22 protein-coding genes and 1 pseudogene are annotated in these 23,522 nt (G+C 55.0%); 8 read left to right on the top strand and 15 right to left on the bottom strand.

All coding sequences use genetic code 11. The annotated features are described in order from the left end of the window. The first annotated feature begins 329 nt into the window (after positions 1-329). The 3 genes from AB1724_15785 to AB1724_15775 all read left to right on the top strand — a co-directional run bounded on the left by AB1724_15785 (position 330) and on the right by AB1724_15775 (position 3,401). Complete coding sequence (locus tag AB1724_15785; protein MEW6079268.1) at positions 330-803, top strand: PTS sugar transporter subunit IIA; 474 nt, start codon at positions 330-332, stop codon at positions 801-803. 246 nt (positions 804-1,049) lie between these two features. Further along, a complete protein-coding gene (locus AB1724_15780) occupies positions 1,050-2,048 on the top strand; it encodes a KpsF/GutQ family sugar-phosphate isomerase (protein MEW6079267.1) in 999 nt (332 codons plus the stop codon). A 3-nt stretch (positions 2,049-2,051) separates the two neighbouring features. Continuing rightward, entirely contained in the window at positions 2,052-3,401 is a 1,350-nt protein-coding gene (locus AB1724_15775; GenBank protein MEW6079266.1) for an ATP-dependent 6-phosphofructokinase, read from the top strand. Here the strand turns inward: AB1724_15775 and rrtA are convergent. Together rrtA and AB1724_15765 are read right to left on the bottom strand one after the other, a co-directional pair. Beyond that, positions 3,379-3,990, bottom strand: a complete 612-nt coding sequence (gene rrtA / locus AB1724_15770; protein MEW6079265.1) for a rhombosortase — start codon at positions 3,988-3,990, stop codon at positions 3,379-3,381. The genes AB1724_15775 and rrtA overlap by 23 nt on opposite strands. A gap of 74 nt (positions 3,991-4,064) precedes the next feature. After that, the gene (locus AB1724_15765) at positions 4,065-6,191 is read right to left on the bottom strand and encodes a VIT domain-containing protein (GenBank protein MEW6079264.1); all 2,127 of its coding nucleotides are present in this window, start codon (positions 6,189-6,191) and stop codon (positions 4,065-4,067) included. Positions 6,192-6,399: 208 nt separating this feature from the next. On the opposite strand from AB1724_15765, the gene AB1724_15760 reads away from it, so the two are divergent. After that, positions 6,400-7,884, top strand: a complete 1,485-nt coding sequence (locus AB1724_15760; GenBank protein ID MEW6079263.1) for a sigma 54-interacting transcriptional regulator — start codon at positions 6,400-6,402, stop codon at positions 7,882-7,884. 45 nt (positions 7,885-7,929) lie between these two features. On the opposite strand, the gene AB1724_15755 is transcribed toward AB1724_15760, so the two are convergent. From AB1724_15755 to AB1724_15695, 13 genes and pseudogenes are all read right to left on the bottom strand, one after another. Next, positions 7,930-9,495: a penicillin-binding protein activator gene (locus AB1724_15755; GenBank protein ID MEW6079262.1), complete on the bottom strand. Its 1,566-nt coding sequence runs from the start codon at positions 9,493-9,495 to the stop codon at positions 7,930-7,932. A gap of 30 nt (positions 9,496-9,525) precedes the next feature. After that, positions 9,526-9,762 (bottom strand): annotated as a pseudogene (locus AB1724_15750) (hypothetical protein). A 50-nt stretch (positions 9,763-9,812) separates the two neighbouring features. After that, positions 9,813-10,784: a tRNA (adenosine(37)-N6)-dimethylallyltransferase MiaA gene (gene miaA / locus AB1724_15745; GenBank protein MEW6079261.1), complete on the bottom strand. Its 972-nt coding sequence runs from the start codon at positions 10,782-10,784 to the stop codon at positions 9,813-9,815. A 362-nt stretch (positions 10,785-11,146) separates the two neighbouring features. Then, positions 11,147-12,754: a thiamine-phosphate kinase gene (gene thiL / locus AB1724_15740; protein ID MEW6079260.1), complete on the bottom strand. Its 1,608-nt coding sequence runs from the start codon at positions 12,752-12,754 to the stop codon at positions 11,147-11,149. A gap of 285 nt (positions 12,755-13,039) precedes the next feature. Continuing rightward, entirely contained in the window at positions 13,040-13,789 is a 750-nt protein-coding gene (locus AB1724_15735; GenBank protein ID MEW6079259.1) for a hypothetical protein, read from the bottom strand. A gap of 379 nt (positions 13,790-14,168) precedes the next feature. Then, positions 14,169-14,435, bottom strand: a complete 267-nt coding sequence (locus AB1724_15730) for a BrnA antitoxin family protein (GenBank protein ID MEW6079258.1) — start codon at positions 14,433-14,435, stop codon at positions 14,169-14,171. Beyond that, positions 14,432-14,701 (bottom strand): BrnT family toxin, encoded by a 270-nt coding sequence (locus AB1724_15725; protein MEW6079257.1) that lies wholly within the window; start codon positions 14,699-14,701, stop codon positions 14,432-14,434. The genes AB1724_15730 and AB1724_15725 overlap by 4 nt, the downstream gene beginning before the upstream one ends. A gap of 125 nt (positions 14,702-14,826) precedes the next feature. Continuing rightward, on the bottom strand, positions 14,827-15,084 hold the full coding sequence (locus tag AB1724_15720; GenBank protein ID MEW6079256.1) for a type II toxin-antitoxin system RelE/ParE family toxin: 258 nt from the start codon (positions 15,082-15,084) through the stop codon (positions 14,827-14,829). Continuing rightward, positions 15,071-15,304, bottom strand: coding sequence for a CopG family transcriptional regulator (locus AB1724_15715; protein MEW6079255.1), 234 nt, complete (start codon positions 15,302-15,304; stop codon positions 15,071-15,073). The genes AB1724_15720 and AB1724_15715 overlap by 14 nt, the downstream gene beginning before the upstream one ends. 62 nt (positions 15,305-15,366) lie before the next feature. Beyond that, positions 15,367-15,957 (bottom strand): HD domain-containing protein, encoded by a 591-nt coding sequence (locus AB1724_15710; protein ID MEW6079254.1) that lies wholly within the window; start codon positions 15,955-15,957, stop codon positions 15,367-15,369. Further along, positions 15,954-17,064, bottom strand: a protein-coding gene (gene prfB, locus AB1724_15705) for a peptide chain release factor 2 (protein ID MEW6079253.1) whose coding sequence is annotated in 2 segments (ribosomal slippage) — positions 15,954-16,982 and positions 16,984-17,064 — 1,110 coding nt in all. Because the reading frame shifts where the segments join, the coding sequence is not laid out codon by codon here. The genes AB1724_15710 and prfB overlap by 4 nt, the downstream gene beginning before the upstream one ends. 18 nt (positions 17,065-17,082) lie before the next feature. Next, the gene (lnt, locus tag AB1724_15700) at positions 17,083-18,663 is read right to left on the bottom strand and encodes an apolipoprotein N-acyltransferase (protein MEW6079252.1); all 1,581 of its coding nucleotides are present in this window, start codon (positions 18,661-18,663) and stop codon (positions 17,083-17,085) included. 12 nt (positions 18,664-18,675) lie between these two features. Continuing rightward, positions 18,676-19,557: a C-GCAxxG-C-C family protein gene (locus AB1724_15695; GenBank protein ID MEW6079251.1), complete on the bottom strand. Its 882-nt coding sequence runs from the start codon at positions 19,555-19,557 to the stop codon at positions 18,676-18,678. A gap of 322 nt (positions 19,558-19,879) precedes the next feature. On the opposite strand from AB1724_15695, the gene AB1724_15690 reads away from it, so the two are divergent. From AB1724_15690 to ilvD, 4 genes are all read left to right on the top strand, one after another. Next, complete coding sequence (locus AB1724_15690; GenBank protein ID MEW6079250.1) at positions 19,880-20,113, top strand: AbrB/MazE/SpoVT family DNA-binding domain-containing protein; 234 nt, start codon at positions 19,880-19,882, stop codon at positions 20,111-20,113. Next, positions 20,100-20,534 carry a PIN domain-containing protein gene (locus tag AB1724_15685; GenBank protein ID MEW6079249.1) on the top strand — a complete coding sequence of 145 codons (435 nt, stop codon included), beginning with the start codon at positions 20,100-20,102 and terminating at the stop codon, positions 20,532-20,534. The genes AB1724_15690 and AB1724_15685 overlap by 14 nt, the downstream gene beginning before the upstream one ends. A gap of 16 nt (positions 20,535-20,550) precedes the next feature. Further along, positions 20,551-21,522, top strand: a complete 972-nt coding sequence (locus tag AB1724_15680; GenBank protein ID MEW6079248.1) for an alpha/beta fold hydrolase — start codon at positions 20,551-20,553, stop codon at positions 21,520-21,522. A gap of 323 nt (positions 21,523-21,845) precedes the next feature. Beyond that, positions 21,846-23,516, top strand: coding sequence for a dihydroxy-acid dehydratase (ilvD, locus tag AB1724_15675; GenBank protein ID MEW6079247.1), 1,671 nt, complete (start codon positions 21,846-21,848; stop codon positions 23,514-23,516). Positions 23,517-23,522 lie beyond the last annotated feature (6 nt).

The following is a 23,522-nucleotide window of genomic DNA, read 5'->3' as shown; positions in this document are numbered from 1 at the left end:
TTTAAGTGATTAAGTGGTTAAGTTTTAAGTGGTTAAGTGATTCAGTGATTAAGTGGTTAAGTCTTAAGTTGTTGGGTGGTTGGAGCGTCAGAGAAAACATTTAAGAGCGACTAAATAATTAGCCGGTTCAACGCGTGAAATATCCGAAATAACTTAATAACTTAATCACTGAATCACTTAAAACTTAACCACTGAATCACTTAAAACTTAACCACTTAATCACTTAAAACTTAACCACTTAATCACTTAAAACTTAACACTTAACCACTTAAAACTTAACCACTTAAAACTTAAAACTTAACCACTTAAAACTTTAAAACTTTAAAACCATGATTCTGTCTGAATATATAACCCGGGAAAGGATTGTCTTTCCGGAAGAGACCGGGAAGCTGGAGGTGATCCGCCGGCTGGTGGACAAGGCGGCATCCCTTGCCCTGATCCGGGACAGGGCCGGTTTCGAGGCAGCCATTCAGCAGAGAGAAGCCATGTCCAGCACCGGCATCGGCCTGGGGCTGGCCATTCCCCATGCCAGGCATTTGGAATCAAATGATTTTTTTATCATTGCCGGAATCACGCGGCATCCGGTAGAGTGGCAGGCCATTGATGCCGCGCCGGTCAGGGCAATCTTTCTCATCGGCGTTCCCGATCACCCATCGGTTATTGCCAATAAAGCCACCGCCCGTTATCTGGATATCATCGCCTCGCTGATGATGCTGGTAAAAATTCCGCGGTTCAGGGACAGGCTTTTTGCGGCCGCCACGCCGGATGACCTGATGGCTGTTCTCGCGGACCAGTCCGGTTAGGCGGTCCATCTCCGCGAATAGTTTGTCCTTGATAAAAAAATAATCGGCAGTAGAATGTGCCAAGAGTTTGCCTTTCAAGGAAATGAATTTATGGCCCGTCGTCATCCCGGCCAGTGAAGCAAAGCGGAACGTGAGCCGGGATCCAGATAAGACGAATAGTATCAGTTTGATACTGGATTCCGGCTTCCGCCGGAATGACGAGGCGGGATAAAATTCATGCCAATATAACAGGAAGCAGCACAACATATGCAACAGAAAAACGACAACGATCAGATCATCGCGCAGGCCATCGACGTCCTGAAGATTGAAGCCGAAGGGATCAACGGCCTGATTCCGCGGGTAGACGAGCGTTTCGCGCGGATGGTGGAGCTGATTTGCGCCAGCCGTGGCCGGCTGGTCATCAGCGGCATCGGCAAGTCGGGTATCGTGGGGCAGAAAATCGCCGCCACCCTCAACAGCACCGGCACCCGGGCCATCTTCCTGCATCCCGTGGAAGCCATGCATGGAGACCTCGGCATGGTCAGCTCACGGGACGTGTTTCTGGGTATTTCCAACAGCGGCGAAACCGAAGAGCTCAACCATTTAATACCGACCATCCGGGAGCTCGGCTGCAAAATCATCGCCTTTACCGGAAATGAAGCCTCACGGCTGGCCCGGATGAGCGACATTATCATCAATGTCGGCGTGGCGCGCGAGGCCTGCCCGCTGGGACTGGCGCCAACGGCCAGCACCACGGCCGTTCTGGCCATGGGAGACGCCCTGGCGGTGGCGCTGATCAATAAAAAACAGTTCAAGGCCAGTGATTTCCAGAAATACCACCCCGGCGGGGTACTCGGCCAGCGATTGGCCTCAAACGTTTCTGAAATCATGTTAAGCGGCGACGCCGTTCCGTTTGTGAACGAAAACACATCGCTGGAAGAAGCCCTGGCGGTCCTGGACCGGCAGCGGCTGGGAGCGGTCATCGCCGTAAAAGGAAAGAATATCTTAAGCGGCATTCTCACGGATGGGGATATCCGGCGACTGGTCATCAGAAAGACCCCGCTCTCCGGGGTATCCCTGAGCAAGGTCATGACCAGAGACCCGCTGTATGTGGTTCCCCAGGATCCGGTATATACCGCCCTGAATATCATGGAACAGCACCAGATCACCGTGCTGCCGGTAACCGACGAGACGAAAATCCTCCGCGGCATTCTTCATCTGCATGATATTCTCGGAAAAGGCGCTTTTTCATTCAACGGGAAGTAACCTATGGAACAATTCAATGTGGATTTTACGTACGCCGACACCCTGGTGGAAAGCCTGGGCGAGGCCAAGATCGACTCGCCTATTCTGAAGGAAGAGGATCTCGATCCGGAGCATGATTTTACCAGTGACAATGACCGGGTGCTGGTCAACATCAACCCGGATATGATCGCGTCCTACATAGAAAAAAACGAGAAGATTCCTTCCTTTGAACTGGCCGGGCCCCGTAAAAAAATTTACTTTGACACCAGCAAGGTCAGATGCGCCATCGTCACCTGCGGCGGCCTGTGCCCCGGCCTGAACGACATCATCCGGGCCACGGTGCTGGAGCTCTACTACCGTTACGGGATCCGGAATATATACGGCATCCGCTACGGGCTGGAAGGGTTCATCCCCAAATACGGCCACGACATGATCGACCTGGTGCCCCAGAACGTCGTCAACATACTCAACACGGGCGGCACCATTCTGGGTTCCTCCCGGGGTCCCCAGGACATCGCCCAGATCGTCGACTCCCTGGAGCGGATGAACATCGGCATCCTGTTCATGGTCGGCGGCGACGGCACTCTCAGGGCAGCCACGAAAATCGCCGACGAAATCACCGAACGGCGGCTTAAAATCAGCGTCATCGGCATTCCCAAGACCATTGACAACGACATCTATCTCCTGGCCCGCTCGTTTGGTTTTGACACGGCCGTGGACATCGCCACCAGCGCCATCGAAAGCGCTCACAGTGAAGCCGAAGGTTATCCCAACGGCATCGGACTGATCAAGCTCATGGGTCGGCACTCGGGTTTCATTGCCGCCACAGCGGTGCTGGCCCGTCAGGACGTGAATTTTGTATTGATTCCGGAAATCGATTTTGACCTGGACGGGCCCAACGGTTTTTTAGCCTCCCTGGAAAAAAGGGTCGTGTCCCGTAAACATGCCGTAGTGGTGGTGGCGGAAGGCGCCGGGCAGAAATATTTTGAGGAGGGCTCCAAAGATCATGACGCCTCCGGCAATGTCCGTCTAAACGATATCGGCCTGTTTTTAAGGGACCGGATCAAGGATCATTTTGCCGCCAAAGGCATCGAGGTTTCCCTCAAGTACATCGACCCCAGCTACATCATCCGCAGCCTGCCGGCCAACGCCAACGACAGCGTCTTCTGCGGTTTTCTGGGACGGGACGCGGTTCATGCCGCCATTGCCGGAAAAACCAAAATGATCGTCGGCAACTGGAACAATCATTTTGTCCATATCCCCATGAAACTGTCGGTGGGAAAACGCAAACAGATCAGCCCCCACGGCAAACTGTGGCGGACCGTACTGGAAGCCACCGGCCAGGGAAATTTCAAGAACAACGGCAAAGGTTAAGGCCGGAAGCGCGACCGAACAAAATGAAGGAAACGATCCCTCCCAGAACCCCGCCGGCATGACAGACGGCAATGGGAATCCCGCACAGGCCGAACAGAAGAAAAGAAAAAAACATCGTCCCGGTAGCGGCCTCGTAAATCGATTTAACCACCACGATCGCCAGGCAGATGAATCCGACCCTGGCGGTTGTTTTATCCCGCATCATCTCCAGGCCGGAAAAGGCCATGAGGCCATGGGCGATACCCGAAAGTCCGCACAAGCCTTGCGAATAAACCTCAGGGGCGAAAATCAGCGGAGCCAGCAACCCGCTGAAGCCGCAGATTCCGACGGTCAACAGCCGCCGGGACGGGCGCTTTTCGCTGAGTCCGGTATATAAAAGAAAAAAAGCGCCGGCATCCAGCAGAAAATGATACCAGGAGACATGCACAAACGGATGGGTCACCAGCCGGTATACGTCTCCGGCCGTGACCCTGTCCCACCTGAAAATCAGAGTGCCGCAGGAATCGCCGGTAATCAGATGAAAATTGCACAACCCGATCAGCCCCAGAAGAATGACCATATCCAGGGGGATGCGAAAAATCGTCATCATCTTATCTCTTTCCATCTTTTATAAAAGCCGGGGCATCCGTCCGGCGGGATGCCCCGGCGGTTTGCGTTCCGTTATTAACGGTTGTTCTTTACGTTCTTCATTTTATGTCTTCTGAGCCAGAAGGCGAACCAGGCAAACAGCGGCCCGACCGGCCCGCCGCCAAAATCGAAGTCCGCCCCTCTGCTGTTGCCTCCACCGGAGGACGGCGGCGTGTTTTGCGCCTGCGGCTGCTGTCCCGGAACGGAAGGAGATGTCTGGACGGCGTTCTTTCCAGGAGAGACCGTCGTCTTCTGGATCGCCTCCTGGGGACCGATGTCGCTCATGGCTTTATCCTTGATCTGATCCAGAAGCGCTTTCCTTCTGGTCTGCGCTTCATGGTCCCTGGCCATCCGGCCGGCGTTGCGCCGTTCAATCTTCCAGCGTTTATATTCCTCGTCGTTTTCCAGCACCAGAAACGAGGTATAGCGGGTGACGATGGAATAGGTTTCCCCGAGCCCGACGATTTCGCCCACCACCCGGCTCTGGTCTCCGGACCGGTCGGCCTCCTTCAGCAACTGGTCGACCCGCTTCCAGGCCCACATGCGTTCAATTTCGGGATTATCAATGTCTTTGTCCGGAAACGTCATGGCAGCCGACTGCTGCATGGCCACGCCCCGGATATTGCCGGTCAGCCGGACATCGGCCGTGCCGCCCTTTTCGTAGCGGCCGTAAACCCGGATGGGGGATCCATGGTAAAGATTGGGCAGCACCCGGGGCTCGACGTCGTACACCTTGACGCCGCCGAAATCAAGCTGCAGGTCGGTCGCCACCGGCCGCATGAGTTTTCTTTTAAACCCCCTGGCCGCGCGTTGGAAGTCGTCACCCCGGGAGATGAAAGCGGCCAGGCCGCCGGAATCATCGGCCATCTGCTCCAGGAGCGGACGGTTGACCTCGTTGCCGATGCCGACGCAGAACACCCGGCTGTTACGCGGCCGGGACTGGATCATCCGCAGCAGGGTCTGCCGTTCTCCCTGCTCGGTCATGCCGTCACTGAGAATGACCACGTTAAGGGTGCGGTCGGGGTCGCTATACTTATAGGCGGTGGTCATGGCCGGAACCAGTTCCGTGTTGCCCCGGGCCTGCTGGGTGGCCATGAAGGCCCGTGCTTCCCCCCTGGCGGCATCGGTGCCGGGTCTTAATTCCCGAAACAGCACCTGGGGCGTGACATTGAACGTCATGACTTCAAACCGGTCGTTTTCGCCGATCTCATCCGTAAAAGCCTCCAGGGCGTTTTTGGAGACGACCAGCTTGCCGTCATTGGCCATGCTGCCCGACACGTCCAGAACGAACACGTAATCCATGCCCGATTCATTGTCCGCCAGTTCCTTGCCGGCGGTGACGGTCAGGCAGAAATAGCCGTCATCCCCCGTCTGCCGGGAAGCAACCAGGTCGATGCCGCTGACGGGCCGGGCCATGTCATAGTTGATCACCACATCCGATTCCAGGCTGCCGCCGGTGCTTTCCAGGCTGGCCACGGCAAAGGTATCCGAATGCCGGGCCACGACAAAGGCATCTTTGTGGCTCGGGCTGGCAAGGTTGGCAATGGGGACAACGGATTTGATCTCCGCGTTGAAGGCGAATCGCCCGGTGGTTTTCGAGTTGATATCCCGGCGGGTGACGGTGGCCAGGGGATAGACGTATGTGCCCTGGTCATGATCAATATCGATTTCCTGATAATAGGTAATACGGACCTTCTGTTCCGCGCCGGCGTTGATGGGGAAAACACGCATTTCAAAGGTCTTGTAGTCGACCTGCTCCAGGAGGCCCGGGTCCCGGCGCTGCTGCTTGTAGCTGTTGTAAATTTCCCGCGCCCGTTCCTTTTCGACCACCTCTCCGACCATCTCCCTGCCGTTGATCCACATGCTGAAATCAGCTACCGAGGCGCCCTTTGGCACCGGGAACGTGTACAGGGCCTCCACCTGGCGCTGTTCCGTGTTCAGAAAAACCTGCGTGACTTCCGTAACGGCAATGCCGTTGTTGATGGTGACATTGACGTCATGTTCCCTGATTTCAAGCACGCCGCCGAAACCGCCGTCCGCGATCAGCAACCCCGCGGCCTCGGCCCTGCCCGTCATCGTCATGGCCCCCAGAAACAGGATAGCGGCCGCCATGGCGCTTGTCATGATGTTGACGCTGTTTCGAATGAATTTTCCGATTTTCATGTCCTTGCCTCCTTTTATTGAATGATGGTTTTAACCGGTTTGCCGGTTCATAAATCAATAAACGTGCCGGAATCGGGTTTTTTATTTAACAACTTGTTTTATAAGAAAATATTATTTTTTTATGGACAAGCGGTGATGTTTATGATACGCAAATTTATGTTCATTTGATGTTTTTAATGTATACAAAAATTGAATAACAGGTGAGTTCATGCCAAAAAACCGACTGACGGCTGACGAGCGAATGTTTTTCCAGCTGGTCCAGCAGGCTGTGCTGGCCAATCCTTTTTCAGAAAAAAGGGCCGAGACCGACATGAAAATCGCCGGCCTGTTTCCCGGCAGCGGACGGACGGAAACAATTGAAAAAGCGATCCGCGAGGTTCGCGCCGGCATCGATCGCCTGCACAGGGCCGGCAGGGGAAAACTGGACACGTATTCCGGCGCCGACCGGGAAATGCTCATGGCCGCCTGCCTCTTTGACGTTTTCCATCTCTTTGTAGCGCAGCTTGACGGCCATATCACCGACCAGGTTAGCGCCGGGGCACGCCCCCTGCCCGTCCCTTTTGCCGGCGATATGCTGAGGCTGTTTGTCGAGCGGGGATTTGCGGAAGCGGAGGCCGTCGGGTTTTTCGCCCTGTGCTTCCAGATCCGACGGGCCTATTTTTTCATTGACCACGGACTGGTGGGCCGCAGCCCCTGCATGAAAAAACTTCGGGAAAGTCTCTGGAACAACGTGTTTTCATGTGACATGGATTTTTACCGGCATCACCTGTGGAACCGGATGGAGGATTTTTCCACCCTCATTCTCGGTGAAACCGGCACCGGCAAGGGAGCCGCGGCCAAAGCCATCGGCAGCAGCGGCTTTATTCCCTTTGATCCGGACCGAAAAAGATTCAGGGAGAGCTTTACCGCCATATTCGTATCCTTAAACCTTTCCCAGTTTCCGGAAAATCTCATTGAATCGGAACTCTTCGGCCACCGGAAGGGGGCCTTTACCGGAGCGGTGGAGGCCCATGAAGGCATTCTCGGCCAGTGCAGCGCCCACGGTTCCATCTTTCTGGATGAAATCGGAGAGGTGTCTGAGCCTGTCCAGATTAAACTCCTTAATGTGCTGGAAGAGCGGACCTTTACGCCGGTAGGCAGCCATGAAATCCGGCGGTTTCAGGGAAGGATCATCGCCGCCACCAACCGCTCCCTGGAGAGTATCCAGTCCGGTAATGTTCTGCGGGACGATTTCTTTTACCGCCTCTGCTCCGATATCATCGAGGTCCCTTCCCTGCGCCGGCGAATCGCTGAAGATCCCGGGGAACTGGATGACCTGCTGACCTATACCATCGAAAAGGTTACGGGAAAGCCGTCACCCGATGTAACCGCCATGGTCAGAAAAATCATCGCCGTCCAGCCGGGCATGGATTACGCCTGGCCGGGCAATGTCCGGGAACTGGGCCAATGCGTTCGCCGCGTCATGTTGAGAAGAAGTTACGGCACACCGGTTTCCGCAGTGCACTTCCCGGAACCAAACGGGTTCTCAAGATTCATTGAGGAAGGAGAACTCGACGCGCGGGGTCTGGTCAGGGAATACTGCCGGTATCTGTATAAAAAATCAGGAACTTATGGTGAAGTGGCCCGGCGGACGGGTCTGGACCGGCGGACGGTGAAAAGCCATGTTGAGGGCACTGCCAAAGCAGCGCGCTGAGGGGTTGGGCTCTTGAGGAGTTGAGTTGTTCAGGGGTTGAGAGGTTTACCGGCCGGCCGCGGGCCCCCCTCCTGCCTCTACGGCGGTGACGACCGTTTCCTCGACCCGGATGAACTCACCGTCCTGAATCATGACCAGGGCGAGCGGCTTGATGACTTCGCCGTTGGAATCAAACGCGGTCACCCCGGTCACCCCCTGAAAACTTTCCATATTTTCAAGCTGTTCAATAATGGAGTCCCGGTAACGAACATCCGGATGAATAAGGATATTCATCAAAATGGCGGCAGTGTCGTACGCCACCGCGGCAACAAAACCCGGCTTTTCGTTAAAGCTTCGTTCATAGCGAAACGAAAAAGACTGTTCCGTTCCCGGCAGACCGGTATCCCAGAAGTCGGCCGGCAGGACCGCCCCCCGGGCAAAGCGGTCGGCCGTGCGGATCAGTTCCGGGCTGTACCATAAATTGGTGCCCAGCAGCAGGGCACCGTCCACGTCATGATAGGCCAGTTGAGGAATAATCATGCCGGCGTTGGAGGGGCCGTCCGGAATAAACAGGGCTTCAAAACCGGCACCGGCCAGCTTTTTTATGGGTTTGGCGAAATCGGTGTCCCCGGGATTGTAGGATTCGAACCCGACCATCCGGCCGCCATACCGGGCAATCTCATCCCGGAATTTTCCGGCGAACACCTGGCCGTATCCCTCGTCGGGATAGAGCACCGCGAATCGGCGCAGTCCCCGGGTCAGGCAGGCATAACGCGCCAGGGTCTCGATCTGCATCCGCGGCGTCAGAAAATTCCGGAAGACATATCGGCCCATGGCCGGGATATCTTCTTCCTGGCATAGGGTGATAATGGGAATGTGAAGGTCTTCCGCCTCCTGAATGGCTTCCCGGAAAGAGTTCAGCGGCCCGATGATGGCGGCGACCTTTTTATCGGCCAGTTCCCTGACAGCGGCCAGGGCCTGCTCCGGGGTTGATCCCGTATCGGCAATAATCAGTTTGATGGGGGGCGCGGTGTCCGTCCGGTTGTTGGCCGCGATCATCTCCTGGAAGGCGAGTTGAATGCCATCCAAAGCCCGTTCACCGAAAAGCCGGTATCCTCCGGTCATGGGCAGCAGACATCCGATGGCATAAAAATCATAAACCGCCTCATCTTCGATCTCCCGCATCATTTCCTCTGCCTTGCCGGCAGCGACGTTTTCCGGATCTTCGGCGACCAGATCGGACAGGCTCATAACCGCCTGATCATAATCTTCTTCCTTAATCTGACGGTCGGCGATCTGACAGGTTAAAACACCTTTAAGATCGGGATCGCTGACTTCGGCCAGAAGTTGCCGCAGGGTCTCCTCCCCCACCTCCTTGATTGCCCGGTTGAACCGGTCCTGCAAATTATTCCAGTTGTTCTTGTCCACCCTGTTCATCGCCATGGCCAGAACCGAAGCCGCCTTTTCCGGAACTTCCAGGGCCATCCAGGCATCGCTGACAATGGCGTATTTTCTGATCAGGCCGTCGCTGGAAAGTCGATCGTCCTTAATGGTTTGGGCATAATCAATGGCCTGGTGATACTGCTTTTGATTGAACCACAACTTGAGGATGCCGATTCCGGCTTTTTCCATGAACCGGCCGCTTTCCGCCCGTTGTAAAAGGCGGTCGTAATATTGCCGGGCCAGGGCATATTCACCCCTTTCGGCATGGATTTCGGCCAGCCTTAAGAAAGCGGTAGATAAATTTCTCCCCTTTGGATAGGCTTGGATATAGGTAAGAAAAACGTTGAAGGATCTATCGTGAAATCCTTGATTATATAGAGTTTCAGCTCTTATAAATAATTCATCATCCTGAACGTTCTCCTTCACCGTATGGTGAGACGCGCAGGCAAAAATCATCAACAAAGCCCCTGCCGCCAGCAACCCGATTCCTGCTCTGACATATCTGATCATCGGGAAAATTCTTCTCCTTTTGTGTCGTCAATAAACGCCTTGACCAGGCCGAACATCCGATCCAGCCCCTCTTCCTTGCGGACCCAGACCACCTCGGAATCCCCCCGGAACCAGGTCAACTGACGCTTGGCATACCGCCGGGTATCCCGTTTCATGGTCTCGACCATTTCCTGCCGGGAAGTCTTCCCGAGAAGATATGCGACCATGTGCCGGTAGCCGATGGACTGCATGGATTTTAACTCCGGGCCATATCCCCTGTCCAGCAATCCTTTAACTTCTTCGGCAAAACCCGCCGCCAGCATGGCGTCCACCCGGGTGTCAATGGCCTGGTACATCTCCTCCCGTTCCGGATACAGACATATTTTCAATGCGTTATATCGCTGTTCCGAAAACCCGTGAGAGCGGATATGTTCGGAGGCCGGCCGGCCGGTAACGGCAAACAGCTCCAGGGCCCGGACAATCCGGAAGACATCGTTGGGGTTGATGCGTTCGGCTGATTCCGGATCACAGGACCGCAGCCGCTCATACATGGCGGCAGCACCCTTTTCCGCGGCCTCGTCTTTCAGTTCATTTAACACCCGGCCGTCTGCCGGTCCTTCCCGGAAAAGCCCCCTGAGACAGGCCTTGATGTACAACCCCGTGCCGCCGACCAGAAAGGGAAGAATCCCGGCCTTGTGCATTCCGGCCAGCACCTCTCCGGCCATCCGGCCATACTGCCCGGCGCTGAATTCCTCATCTGGGTCGACGATATCAATCATGAAGTGCGGGACCTGCTGTCTCTCCTGCACCGTTGGCTTAGCCGTGCCGATATCCATGTGCCGGTAAATCTGCATGGAGTCAGCGCCCACAATCTGCCCGCCGAAGGCCCGGGCCAGCTCAATGGCATAGGCGGTTTTGCCGACACCCGTCGGCCCGCAGAGGACGATGACGGGGGGGAGGTTTGCGTTTTCTTTATCTTTTAATTTCAATATTATTTCAATATTATTTCAATATTATAAATATCAATATCTTATGGTTAAGTTTTAAGTTTTAAGTGTTAAGTTTTAAGTGGTTAAGTGGTTAAGTTTTAAGTGTTAAGTTTTAAGTGTTAAGTGTTAAGCTTTAAGGTTTGAGTTTCAAGGTGCACGGTGCAGCATATAAAGTGAAGAGTACGGGACAAATAAACTCTGAACCTTATACCATACATCCCACACCTATAAAACTTAACCACTTAAAACTTAACACTTAAAACTTAACCACTTACTCACTTAACCACTTAAAACTTAACCACTTACTCACTTAACCACTTAAAACTTAACCACTTAACACTTAAAACTTAACCACTTAAAACTCATTTTTCCCCATGTTGAAATGACCGCAAGCCATGGGGCAAGCCCTTGAGGTATTGGCCGTCAAACTCCCGGCACCACCCTACCCGGCAGGCTTCAGGCAATTGTTTATGGATGGCATCAAACTTGGCCGGATCACAGGTAAAAAGAAGTTCATAATCCTCCCCGCCGCGCAGGACCATCTCTTCCGGCGACTGGCCGAAACGCTTGCAAAACGTCAGTAAATCAGGAGAGTAAACCGCATCATCAAAGTCAAACGTGAGGGTTACCCGGGAAGCTTCGGCAAGGTGGGCCGCGTCTCCGGCCAGGCCGTCGCTGACATCGATCACGCAGGCAACATCATGGGCGGCAAGGATGGCGGCCGCGTCAAACCGGGCCCGGGGAAACTTGAACCTTTCGATTAACCCGGGCAAGGCATCATCCTTTTTCTGAAGCATCATCAGCCCGGCGCGGGCCAGACCGAGAGGACCGGTGCAATACAGGCCGTCATTTATCTTCGCATTTGAACGTGAAGGATATCGGCTGGTTAACAATTCACCTATTACAAAAAGGTTTAAATAAATATCGCGGCCGGAGGTCACATTCCCGCCGCCCAGGGTGCAGTCATATTCCCTCAGCGCCTTCTTTAATCCGGCACAAATTTCAATGGCCAGAGATTCGGAAACATCCGGCGGCAGGGTCAGGTTAACGAACATGGCAACCGGCCGGGCATATGACGCGGCCAGGTCGCTTAAGGTCACCACCACCGCCTTATACCCCACCTCTTCCGGCGTCTGCCAGGCCAAGTCAAAATGCACCCCCTGGACATGGGCGTCGGTGGAGATGACCGGCCGGCGGATATCCTTGAGCACGGCTGCGTCGTCTCCGGGCGAAACGTCAAACACCGGTTGGCCGCCGCGGGTCAGGGGGGCATCGGTTGTAATGGCCCGGATCAGGCCGAATTCATCGTTCCAGGGGGTAAGCAAGGTGTCCGGGAAAGCGAAAATTCCGCAGGCGACAGCCAGTTGACGAGCGCTTTCAACCGGTTGCGCGGATCGGGTGACGCAGCTGATGACCGCCACCCCGACGGCGCCGGCCTCAAAACACGAACCGGCATTGGCGGCATCAATCCCGCCGATGGCGACCACGGGAATATCCGCTGCTTTGACCACCCGGGCCAGGCCGTCCGGGCCGATGGTCGGCTTAACATCCTTTTTGGTGGATGTGGCGAACACCGGTCCGGCGCCGATATAGTCACAGGGGCCGGTATCGGTTTTTTCCAGCTCGGCCAGGGTGGAAACAGAGACCCCGATAATGGCGTTTGGGCCCATGATCCGGCGGGCGTCGGCCGGCGATTCGTCATCCTGGCCCACATGGACACCGTCGGCCTCCAGGGCTTTGGCCAATAGAATGTTATCATTGATAATAAAGGGGATGCGGTTGGCCCGGCACATGGACCGGACGGCAGCGGCTTCGTCAAAAAGCGCCGTGGTAAATGACTTGTGCCGGTACTGGACGATGGTGGCCCCGCCGAGAATGGCGGCCTTCACCTGGTCGATCACCGGCAGGTCCGCGCCGTCATCGGTAATAAAATAGAATTTCAAACAGTTATTGAGGTTATGGGGCAGCATAGGCGATATAGTTTGTTATCCGTTTTATTCATCCTGTTGTTTATGGTGCCTGGGAAAAGTGTCTGGTTCGCACCCTGACCCTTTTGGGGTCGGTTGGCGTCATCCGCGTCAATTTCTCGAACTCGGGCTTCGCCCTCAAACAGCGAGAAATTCTAACGCGGATGACGCCAACCGGCTTTCTCCCAAACGGCTCAAAGTCGCTCACCAGAATACTCTTCCCGGGGTCATTTTCATAACATTAAAGACGTGTGAGGCTGTTGTAAGTAGTCCGACATTACCTGCAGGTTATGTTTTCTTTAATCGCTTCACAAGGCTACTAATGTCGTCACTGATTTTATTCATATCATTTAAAAAATAGGGGGCCTTTATCCCTCCGAGGATAGACAATAGATCCGCTTCCAGACTTATTGCGTCTTTATAGTTAAGAAGTATCAGGCTGAATGTCTCTATCCCATTTTGATCATATAATGTCATATGAGCGCCATAACCATTATCTCGCTTTTCAAAAAGCAGGCACAAAGCCCTCAAGTCTCCGATCTGAACAGATAGAATTTTTCTTAGGCCGCCGCTTGGGACCGACATCGTTTTACTGATCTGGTATTCCACTGCGGTCATATTTTTCTTTCGTGAATGAAAGAAGGAAATGTCATCAGGGCTTGATTCCAGCATCTTTAACCGGCGCTGAAATGAAAGAATCGGATTTTTTAGTTCTTCTGCTACGAAAAAATTAAGAAAATGAACCGGTCCCTTCTCAGATTTAAACTGAACACTATGCTTTCCTTCAGAAACTTCGTTATATTCTGACAAGGGTAATTTCATTGATAATTTTTCAATAGTGACATCTTCCCATTTCTCAAGAGGCATTTTCAATTCTGAGATATATACTGGTGTAAGGCAAAGATATTTATGAAAAAAGTCAAATTTATAACAATACCATTGAAAAAAAATAATGGGGAAAAAATACCAAACAAAAAAAGCAACAATCAAAATTGCACCGGATGAAAACAAGAGGACTTTTTTATTGGTTGGCTTCACTTCTGTAATCGCTCTCTAATTTATTTAAAACATAATAATTTAGATATCGCGCCAAATAATTATAAGGCATCGTACATCACAGTCTGTTTCGGCAAAAAGGCCGCAAAAACGCCAAAACCACCAACCAACCGCTTTCATTACGCCAAAGGAGTTTTTGGGAAAGTCTTATGTGAGCGACTGGTGATGATTTCGGCAACAGAGCGCGGAGCAGACCCGGCATCAAGAATTTCTCGCTGTTTGAGGGCGCCAGCCCGAGTTCGAGAAATTCCGCCGGGACGCGACGCGCTCCCGAAATCAGCACGGAGCGAACACAGACCTTTCCCAAAACCCCTCCTTACTCTTCGTCAACACAATGGATAGGCGCTGCTGAAGGTTATTGTTACCGTGGGGAGGCGCTATCACGATGAAGCTCTTCCCGGACTACACGCCTTAACACCTGTTCGATCGGCTCCCTTTCCGCCTCAATATATTTATGTAAAGCCTCATTGATCATGGATTGATAGTTCCCGCCTCCGGCCTCATGAACCTTGTTTTTAAACCAATTGATAATATCGTTATCCAGACGGATCGTGATCCTTGTCTTATTTGGCACCGGAGGAACGACCGGCCCCCGCTTCCCTTTGGTAAAGTCATACTCTTTTTTCATAGCCCCACCTCATAATGCTTTTGTTCCTTTCTGGTCGCCTTACGGGCGGAAATAATACGGATAGTATCCCCTCGCCAAGTATAAACGACAACCAGAATCCTGGCAAAACAGTCAATTCCAATAGAAACAAAGCGTTGCTCCTGTTCACAGGCGTCTTCGATCGTAATGGTATTCAGATCATCAAAAACAGAAACCGCGTCGGCAAAATCAACGCCATGTTTCTTTAAGTTGTGTTGAGCCTTCCTGGCATCCCACTCGTAATCCATAACGATTCAACAATATGTACAATCGGTGCACATGTCAAGGGGAAAATTTTTCAGGGGAAATCAGCACGGAGCGAACAAAGGCTTTTTCAAAAACATCCTTCTTTATGATCAGCCTGGAGAGAACCTCAGCGATAAACATCTTTTCGATGACCAATCGTCACAATCCATACCGTAAGTTCATCGTCCTGAATTGAATAGACGATGCGATATCGCCCCTGTCGCAGGCGGTACCGTTCCTGCCCGGTCAGTTTTTCGCAACCATTCGGACGCGGGTTATCACCAAGCGTCCTGATACGTTCAAAAATTTTAGCTACATCCTTTTTCGGAATGCAGGCAAGGTCCTTTTCCACGGATTTTCTGAAAAAAACCTTATATGCGGCCATCTTTTTTGAGCCTCTTCACCATTTCATCATAGCTTAACAGCGGCTCATTGACTCTATCTTCGAATGCCGCGAGATCTTCGGCATCTTCGGCCAGGGCTTCCTTAACAGCTGAATTGACAAGATCCGAAATGGATCGGGACGTTTCCAGGGCCTTTATTTTGAGGGCCTTATGAACAACTTCATCCAGATAAATCGTGGCGCGTTTAACCGTTGCCTGCATAATGTCACCTCCATTCATTTTGGGACATTATAACGTTAAAACGTCTAAACGTCAAACCGACATTACCGGTCTCCGAACATCTCCGCCCACGCCAGGAAGGTCTCGACCTGGCGGCGGCCGTAGCGCTCGATCTCTCTGACCACATCGGCAAACGGTTTCTCCCCCCCCTGCCCCGATTTCTTGGAGAAAAACTTGTCGGCGTAAGCGATGATCTTTTCTTCGATGCTGACGGGCCGCATGTCCCGCGGGGGCAGCGGCAGCCCCTGGGCCGCGATGTCCGCCGCGGTCAAACCCGTGCCCACATGCCGTTCACAGACCAGCCCGTGCCGGGGCAGGCCCAGCCCATCCAGCATCTCCCGGCCGAACACTCCGTGACAGATATAGGGGGATTCTCCGGAACAGCCCAGGGATGGCGTGCGGGTCCGGATCATGCCGATATCATGCAGAATGGCGGCTTCTTCAATGAAGCTGATGTCAGGAGAAAGCCCGTCAATGTTCCGGGCAATCCGCAGGCTTTTTTCCGCAACCTGTTCCCCGTGCCGGAGCAGAACGTCAAACGCTTTGGAATCAGGGGGATAAAATTTTCTGATGATCGCAACCGGGACGATTCCGGCGCCGGCCCCCAGATCCAGCTTTCCCGGGCCGCCGGTCACGCGTGCCCTCCCAGAAGCACGGCGTTGATGAACGGATCGATGTTGCCGTCCAGGACGCTGTTGACGTTGCCGATCTCCAGGTCAACCCGGTGATCCTTGATCTTCTGGTAAGGATGCAGGAAGTAGGACCGGATCTGGTTGCCCCAGGCGATCTCCTCCTTGCCGTCATGTATCTCCTGTATTCTGGCCTGCTGCTTGGCTTTTTCCAGTTGATAAAGACGGGACCGCAGGACGGTCATGGCGATCTCCCGGTTGCGGATCTGGGATTTTTCCTGCTGGCACTGGACCACCACCCCGGAGGGAAAATGGGTGATGCGCACGGCGCTGCTGGTTTTGTTGACATGCTGGCCGCCGGCGCCGCTGGCCCGGAACACGTCGATGCGGATGTCCTTGTCGTTGATTTCGATCTCGATGTTCTGGTCCACCTCAGGGGTGACAAACACCGAAGCAAACGAGGTCTGCCGCTTGCCGCTGGCGTTAAACGGTGAAATCCGGACCAGCCGGTGGACGCCGATCTCGTTTTTAAGGTATCCGAAGGCGTTATGGCCGACCACCCGGAAGGTGGCGCTCTTGATGCCGGCCTCTTCACCGGGCTGAATATCCAGGACATCCAGCCCGTAGCCTTTATGTTCCACCCAGCGGGTGTACATGCGCAGCAGCATCTCGGCCCAGTCCTGGGAATCCGTGCCGCCGGCGCCGGCATTGATGGAAACGATGGCGTTGGCGGGGTCGTCCTCGCCGGTCAGGGTCAGTTCAACGAAAAACGCGCCGATCCGTTCGGCGATCCGCGAGGCTTTTTTGTCGGCTTCGGCGATGGTGGCGGCGTCATCGGCCTCCTCCCCCAGCTCCAGCAGCACGTCCGCCTCTTCCACGTCCGCGGCGATGGTTTTAATGGATTCGATCTTGGAAGAAAGGATCGATCGCTCCTTTAAGACGGCCACTGCCTCGTCGGAGTTGTTCCACAGACCGCTGCTGCCCAGCCGCGCCTCGATTTCCGCCAGCTTTCTCTCAATGACCGGTACGTCAAAGATAGCCCCGGATCTGGTCTATCTTTTCGTATAAGCGCTGAATCACCTGCCTGGTTTCCGCACTGTTGACTACGGCCATTGCTTCTTCCCCCTTATTTTATTTTTTTTTCGTCCTTTTTTTGCGTATGTTTTCAACGTATCTCTGCAATATCACAAACAGCAGCAGGATGACACAAGATTTCGCGAACAGATCCCCCGTACGGTTATATATCGTGCCCCCCGTCATGATCGGAACCGCATAGACCGGCGCGTCCTCCACAAAAATGCCGGTGGCCCCCCGGATGCGGCCGGCCGGGTCGATAAATCCGCTGATACCGGTATTGGCCGCCCGCACCAGGGACCGCCGGTTTTCCACAGCCCGCAGCACCGTCATGGAAAAATGCTGGTAAGGCGCGCTGGATTTGCCGTACCAGGCGTCATTAGTGATGTTGATGATCATGTCGGCGCCGTTTGTGACCATCCGCCGGCAGATGTCCGGGAAGATAATCTCATAACAGATCTGAACGCCCAGCCGGGTTCCGTTCATGAACAAAACCTGGCCAGCGGTTCCGGCCGTAAAATCCCCCACCCCGGCAACGAGCTTTTCGATAAACGGCAGGTATCGGCCGAAGGGGACATACTCGCCGAAGGGGACCAGGTGGGTCTTGTCATAACGACCGACCACTTCGCCGCCGGGGTTGATCAGAAAAGCGCTGTTAAAATAACGGATGTCGGCCGGGGTCCGTTCAAAGGCCGGCGCGCCGGCTAAAAAAAAAGTGCCGGTTTGCCGGACAACCCGGCAGACCATGTCGGTCAGGGCTTCCTCATAAAAAAAATAAAACGGCAGCGCCGTTTCCGGCATGACGATCAGATCCGGATCGCGGGGAACGGTTTCCATGGCCAGGAGCAGGTGCTTTTTCACCGTGGCCAGTTGAAAGGCGGCATCCCATTTCTGGGCCTGATCAATATTGCCCTGGACCACCGCGATGGTCCGGCCTGGCGCCCCGGCCAGAACCTGGTCGACTGTCCTGACCCGGTACCAGCCATACCAGCAGACGCCAGACGCCAGCATCAGGGCCACCACCGCCAGCAAAACAGCGGTCCGGCCGGTCATCGCCACTCCCCGCCAGGGACGTTTGCACAGCCAGAGCAGCAGGCCGGTCACGGCGGCGTTAACCAGGACTATAATAAAGGAAAGGCCGTAAACGCCGGCGATGTCCGCCACCTGGATCAGGCAGAGGTGCCGGTACTGGGAGTAGCCCAGCAGTTCCCAGGGCAGACCGGTAAACAGATGGGAGCGGAGATATTCCACCCCCACCCAGATAACCGGCACCGCCGCCAGACAAAGGCCCGGTTTTCCGCGAACCCATGACACCAGCAGGGCGAACAGACCAATATACACGGCCAGGCAGGCCCCCAGGCCCAGGTAGAAAGTGAGGGCCGGCGCCAGGGGTACGCCGCCGTACACCATGATGGTCGGAATCAGCCAATACCCCAGGGTCAGAAAATGGGTCCAGCCGGTCAGAAAACCCGCGGCAAAAGACCAGCGGGGGGACAGATCGCGCAGGGCAAAGAGCAGCGGCACCAGGGCCACCCAGGCCAGCCAGGATAACCCCGGACTGGGGAAAGCGGCCGTCAGCATCAGGCCCGAAGCCAGAGCCGGCGGAAGAACAAACAAAAATCGCTCTTTACGGGTCACGTCGCGCTTCTCCTACCGCCATTTTTCGATGGCGGCCACCGCCAGGTCGGCGGCCCGGTCTATCAGGCGCCGGCAAGTATCAGAAGCGCGGAGATGGTCCTGAAAATCCGCCGGAGAAGAAAATTGTCGTCCGGATATGGTCGCGCACTCCATGGCGGCGGCTTCCTTAAAAAACCTCGCCACCACGGTTTTGCCCACGTAAAACGGCTCGGCCCGATCCGGCGGCCTGTCCGAAAGCAGATTCAGATGCCCGGCAACAAAAGCGCGGGTAATCCGGAAAAAAGAGATGGAGCGGACATCAAGGCCCAGCAGCAGGTTCAGCCCCAGGATGGCGCCGGCCAAAGCCCCGCAGACCCCGCCGGAAAGCCCGACGCCGCCGTCAAACACAAAGGCGACCCGGTCTAAAGCGTCGTCTCCCAGACCGGTCCGTTCCCTGATTTTTTTCAATACGCTCCCGGCGCAATGGGGGACATCCTCCGTCGCCGCGGCAGACTTGCCAGGTGTTACCGGCAGGGGCCGGTCCGTTACGCCCTGGATATACCGCACGGCGCCCCGGATATGCCACAAACATTTACCGACCCGGTCCCCGGGAAGCAGATACCGTATCTGTCCTCCGGGTGAATAAAAATCCACGCCGCTCCGGTTCCGGCACAGGAACGACCCGTACTGGCGCTCAAACCACCGGGTATAATCCCGGACCTGCTCCAGCACCGCGGTTTCCGTGCCCGCCTTATCTTTGGTCAGTTCGTCCAGCCGCATCAGGGCCAGGCTGACGGCGCCGCCGGAAACGACACCGCAGGTCGATCCCGCGGCCACCACCCCGCCTTCCAGGCCGGTAAACGCTTTCAGCATCGGGTCATGGCGCTGGCCCAGCATGTCCTGGAGAACTTCCAGGGAGGCCAGGGCTCAGTTCATATCCTTGATCAGGCAGAACATTCCTTTCAAGCCATAAAAACCGCTCTTTGCATCAGGCATGATTCCCTCCTTCCAAAACCCGGTTCCCCTAACTCGTTTTCTCTTCATACCAAAAAACAGACGGATCCATCAAGCTGGATTTCCCCTAAGGGCACCTCTAATCATTGTCTTTTGGCCCGATGCCGGCGTTGTACTCAACGTTTAATCATTGGAATACTATAATATTTTTAAAATTGTATTGACCTTTTTTTTCGAGTCATGATAAACAAATAATATATGTATATCCAAAAGGAGGCTGCCCATGCAGATTTCAAAATGGGGCAACAGCATGGCCATTCGTCTGCCCGCTTCGGTGGTAAAAGCCTTGGACCTGCGGGAGGGAGACGACATCGAAGTGGAAATCGCCGATGCGCGCTGTTTCCGAATAAGTAAAAAACCCGACCGGCAGGAACTTCTGAAGCGGTTGCGACAGTTTCGCGGTAAACTGCCGCCCGACTTCCGGTTTGACCGGGAAGAAGCCAATGCCCGGCCCTGAAATCTTCATCGACACCAATGTGTTGATCTACCTCCTGTCAGGGGATACCGTCAAGGCCGAAAGGGCCGAAGCAATCCTGGCGACAGGAGGGTACATAAGCGTGCAGGTGTTAAATGAATTGACCAGCGTGTCCCGAAGAAAGCTTGCCATGTCATGGACGGAGATTTACGAGTTTTCAGCATTGATCCGGTCGCTCTGCCACATTCTGCCCCTGACACCGGAAACCCACGAAACAGGGCTGCAGGTGGCGCGGCAATACGACCTGAATATTTATGACGCCATGATCGTGGCAGCGGCCCTTATCGAAGACTGCAACATTCTTTATTCCGAAGATATGCAAAACGGCTTGGTTATCGACAGGCGGTTGAGGATTCGCAACCCGTTTGTCACCCGGAAACGGTCTGAAAGGGACAAGGTTTAAGGTTCAAGGTGTGAGGATGAAGGGAAACGGGACGTTCAGGCCGCCGGTTTACTTACGTAACCCCTATGTCCAGTCCATGCTGGCCAGCAGCAGATTAAGGGCGATGGGCCGCAATGCCATGACGGCATCGGAGCGGGAGATGATTCTCGAAGACGGCCAGGGTATCCGTCTTCTGGGATACTGGTCTTCCGTGCCGAGTGTCCCGAAAAAAGGGCTGGTGATCCTGCTCCATGGCTGGGAGGGCAGCTCGCATTCCACTTATGTCAAAACCACGGGAAAACGTCTGTTTGAGGCCGGGTATGACATTTTCAGGTTAAACTACCGGGACCACGGCCCCAGCCATCATCTGAACGAGGGAGTCTTTTTCGCCATTCGGCTCGATGAGGTCTTTGCCTGCGTCAAACAGGCGGCCCTCATGGAAAAAGAGGGGCCGGTGTTTCTGGCGGGGTTTTCCATGGGCGGCAACTTCGCCCTGCGCATCGCCATCCGATGCGCGCGGGAACCCATCCCGGGGCTCGCCCATGTGGCGGCCATCAGTCCGGGCATCAACCCGTTAAAGTCAACGCAAGCCATTGACGCCATCCCGGTGTTCCGCTGGTATTTTCTGAAAAAATGGCGCTGGTCCCTTCGCAAAAAGCAGGAACTGTTCCCGGACAAGTATGATTTTGGGGCCATTCTGCGGTCAAAGACCGTGATGGAGACAACCGACGTCTTTTTAAAACAGCTCAGCGACTATCCGGGGGTGCCCGAATACTTCAAGGGGTATACGCTTACCGGCGATACGCTGAAAGCAATCGGCGTTCCCACGACCATCATCACGGCCGGGGACGACCCCATCATTCCCGTTGAAGATTTCTATGAATGCGGCCTGAATGACATGACGCGGCTGATTGTTCAGCCCTATGGCGGGCATAACGGATTCATCGAGCGGTTTCCATCCCCCTGCTGGTATGAACAAAAGCTGATCGACCTTTTTTCCGTTCATTAAACCCCGCGGCTCAGACCTTGTACCTTACATCCTGAACCCTGAACCCTGCACCCTGAACCTTAATCGCCTTTTTAGCGGCGCCCTTAAAAATTGCCTTGACACCCGTATCTTTAAATAGTATTAAAATCAGTCACTAATTAACAGGTATAAAGATGAAACGAAATCGGCCGATTATCAGCATTATTCTGATTCCGGTTCTCGTCGCGGTAGTCCTGCTCCGCGTCGGGCGCATGGGCTGATAATGGCTTGAACAACCCCATATTTTAAAAAAACCGTTATCAGCCCTACTGATAACGGTTTTTTTTTACCAAGGAGAAAGGGACATGAAAAGCGACGCGTTTAAAAAGGGAATCGCCAGGGCCCCGCACCGGGCGCTGTTCAAATCCATGGGCTATACCGACCAGGAGATCAGCCGTCCCATCATCGGTATCGCCAACTCCGCCAACGAAGTGGTGCCGGGCCATTCCCACCTGCACAAGATCGTCGAAGCGGTCAAGGCCGGGGTGTACATGGCCGGCGGCACCCCGGTGGAGTTCGGCGTCATCGGCGTCTGCGACGGCATCGCCATGAACCACATCGGCATGAAGTATTCCCTGGGCAGCCGCGAGCTGATCGCCGACTCGGTGGAGATCATGGCCGTGGCCCATGCCTTTGACGCCCTGGTCATGGTCCCCAACTGCGACAAGATCATTCCCGGCATGCTCATGGCGGCGGCCCGGCTGAACCTGCCGACCATTTTTATCAGCGGCGGCCCCATGCTGGCCGGTCGGCACCCGTGGCACCCTGACCGCAAGGTCGATCTCATCACCGTCTTTGAGGCGGTCGGCGCCGTGCGGTCGGGAAAAATGGCCGAGGACGAACTGGCCGCCATCGAGAACGCCGCCTGCCCCACCTGCGGCTCCTGCTCCGGCATGTTCACGGCCAACTCCATGAACTGCTTGACCGAGGTCATCGGCCTGGGCCTGCCCGGCAACGGCACCATCCCGGCGGTCATGGCCGAGCGCCTGCGCCTGGCGAAAACGGCCGGCATGCAGATCATGAAGCTGGTGGAAAAACAGATCACGCCGGACAAAATCCTGACGCCAGACGCCTTCCGCAACGCCCTGGCCGTGGACATGGCCCTGGGCTGCTCCACCAACACGGTCCTGCACCTGACGGCCCTGGCCAATGAAGCCGGCGTGCCCATCAGCCTGGACCTGATCAACGAAATCAGCGGCCGGACGCCCCACCTGTGCTCGTTGAGCCCGGCCGGTCCGAACCATATCGAAGATCTCAACCGCGCCGGCGGCATCAGCGCCATTATCAAGGAACTGTCCAAAGCCGGCCTGATCAGCAAGAAATGCCTGACCGTTACCGGCAAGAACGTGGGCCAGAATATCGCCGCGTCCGCGGGCGCCGACGGTCAGGTCATCCGGACCCTGAAAACACCCCACCATGCCGAAGGCGGCCTGGCGGTACTGTTCGGCAACCTGGCGCCGGACGGATGCGTGGTCAAGCAGTCGGCGGTGGTGCCGGCCATGATGAAGCACGAAGGCCCGGCCCGGGTGTTTGATTCCGAAGAGGCGGCCAGCGAGGCCATCATGAACGGCAAAATCAAAAAAGGCGACGTCATCGTCATCCGTTACGAGGGGCCAAAAGGCGGCCCCGGCATGCGCGAGATGCTGACCCCGACCTCGGCCCTGGCCGGCATGGGCCTGGACGAGCATGTGGCCCTGATCACCGACGGCCGGTTCTCCGGCGGCACCCGGGGAGCGGCCATCGGCCACGTTTCTCCGGAAGCCATGGACAAGGGAATCATCGCCGTGGTCCGCCAGGGCGACCGCATCGCCATCGACATTCCCGCCAAGAAGATCACCCTGAAGGTGACCCAGGCGGAGATCAAAAAACGGCTGACGACCTGGAAACAACCGGCCCCAAAAATTACCCGGGGGTACATGGCCCGTTACGCCCGGATGGTCTCATCGGCCAATACCGGGGCAATTTTCAGAGATTAGAGGTGA

The sequence above is a fragment of the Thermodesulfobacteriota bacterium genome, from assembly GCA_040753795.1.
In the GTDB taxonomy this organism is placed as follows: Bacteria; Desulfobacterota; Desulfobacteria; order Desulfobacterales; family Desulfosudaceae; genus JBFMDX01.
Note: the sequence above shows the minus strand (reverse complement) of the source record. Positions and strands in the feature narration are given on the sequence as shown.

Bases quoted from the DNA above. Each gene is read 5' to 3' on its own strand.
- AB1724_15785 (MEW6079268.1), top strand. From the start codon at position 330: ATGATTCTGTCTGAATATATAACCCGGGAAAGGATTGTCTTTCCGGAA.
- AB1724_15780 (MEW6079267.1), top strand. From the start codon at position 1,050: ATGCAACAGAAAAACGACAACGATCAGATCATCGCGCAGGCCATCGAC.
- AB1724_15775 (MEW6079266.1), top strand. From the start codon at position 2,052: ATGGAACAATTCAATGTGGATTTTACGTACGCCGACACCCTGGTGGAA.
- rrtA (MEW6079265.1), bottom strand. From the start codon at position 3,990: ATGATGACGATTTTTCGCATCCCCCTGGATATGGTCATTCTTCTGGGG.
- AB1724_15765 (MEW6079264.1), bottom strand. From the start codon at position 6,191: ATGAAAATCGGAAAATTCATTCGAAACAGCGTCAACATCATGACAAGC.
- AB1724_15760 (MEW6079263.1), top strand. From the start codon at position 6,400: ATGCCAAAAAACCGACTGACGGCTGACGAGCGAATGTTTTTCCAGCTG.
- AB1724_15755 (MEW6079262.1), bottom strand. From the start codon at position 9,495: ATGGAAAAAGCCGGAATCGGCATCCTCAAGTTGTGGTTCAATCAAAAG.
- thiL (MEW6079260.1), bottom strand. From the start codon at position 12,754: ATGCTGCCCCATAACCTCAATAACTGTTTGAAATTCTATTTTATTACC.
- AB1724_15730 (MEW6079258.1), bottom strand. From the start codon at position 14,435: ATGAAAAAAGAGTATGACTTTACCAAAGGGAAGCGGGGGCCGGTCGTT.
- AB1724_15725 (MEW6079257.1), bottom strand. From the start codon at position 14,701: ATGGATTACGAGTGGGATGCCAGGAAGGCTCAACACAACTTAAAGAAA.
- AB1724_15720 (MEW6079256.1), bottom strand. From the start codon at position 15,084: ATGGCCGCATATAAGGTTTTTTTCAGAAAATCCGTGGAAAAGGACCTT.
- AB1724_15715 (MEW6079255.1), bottom strand. From the start codon at position 15,304: ATGCAGGCAACGGTTAAACGCGCCACGATTTATCTGGATGAAGTTGTT.
- AB1724_15690 (MEW6079250.1), top strand. From the start codon at position 19,880: ATGCAGATTTCAAAATGGGGCAACAGCATGGCCATTCGTCTGCCCGCT.
- AB1724_15685 (MEW6079249.1), top strand. From the start codon at position 20,100: ATGCCCGGCCCTGAAATCTTCATCGACACCAATGTGTTGATCTACCTC.
- AB1724_15680 (MEW6079248.1), top strand. From the start codon at position 20,551: ATGAAGGGAAACGGGACGTTCAGGCCGCCGGTTTACTTACGTAACCCC.
- ilvD (MEW6079247.1), top strand. From the start codon at position 21,846: ATGAAAAGCGACGCGTTTAAAAAGGGAATCGCCAGGGCCCCGCACCGG.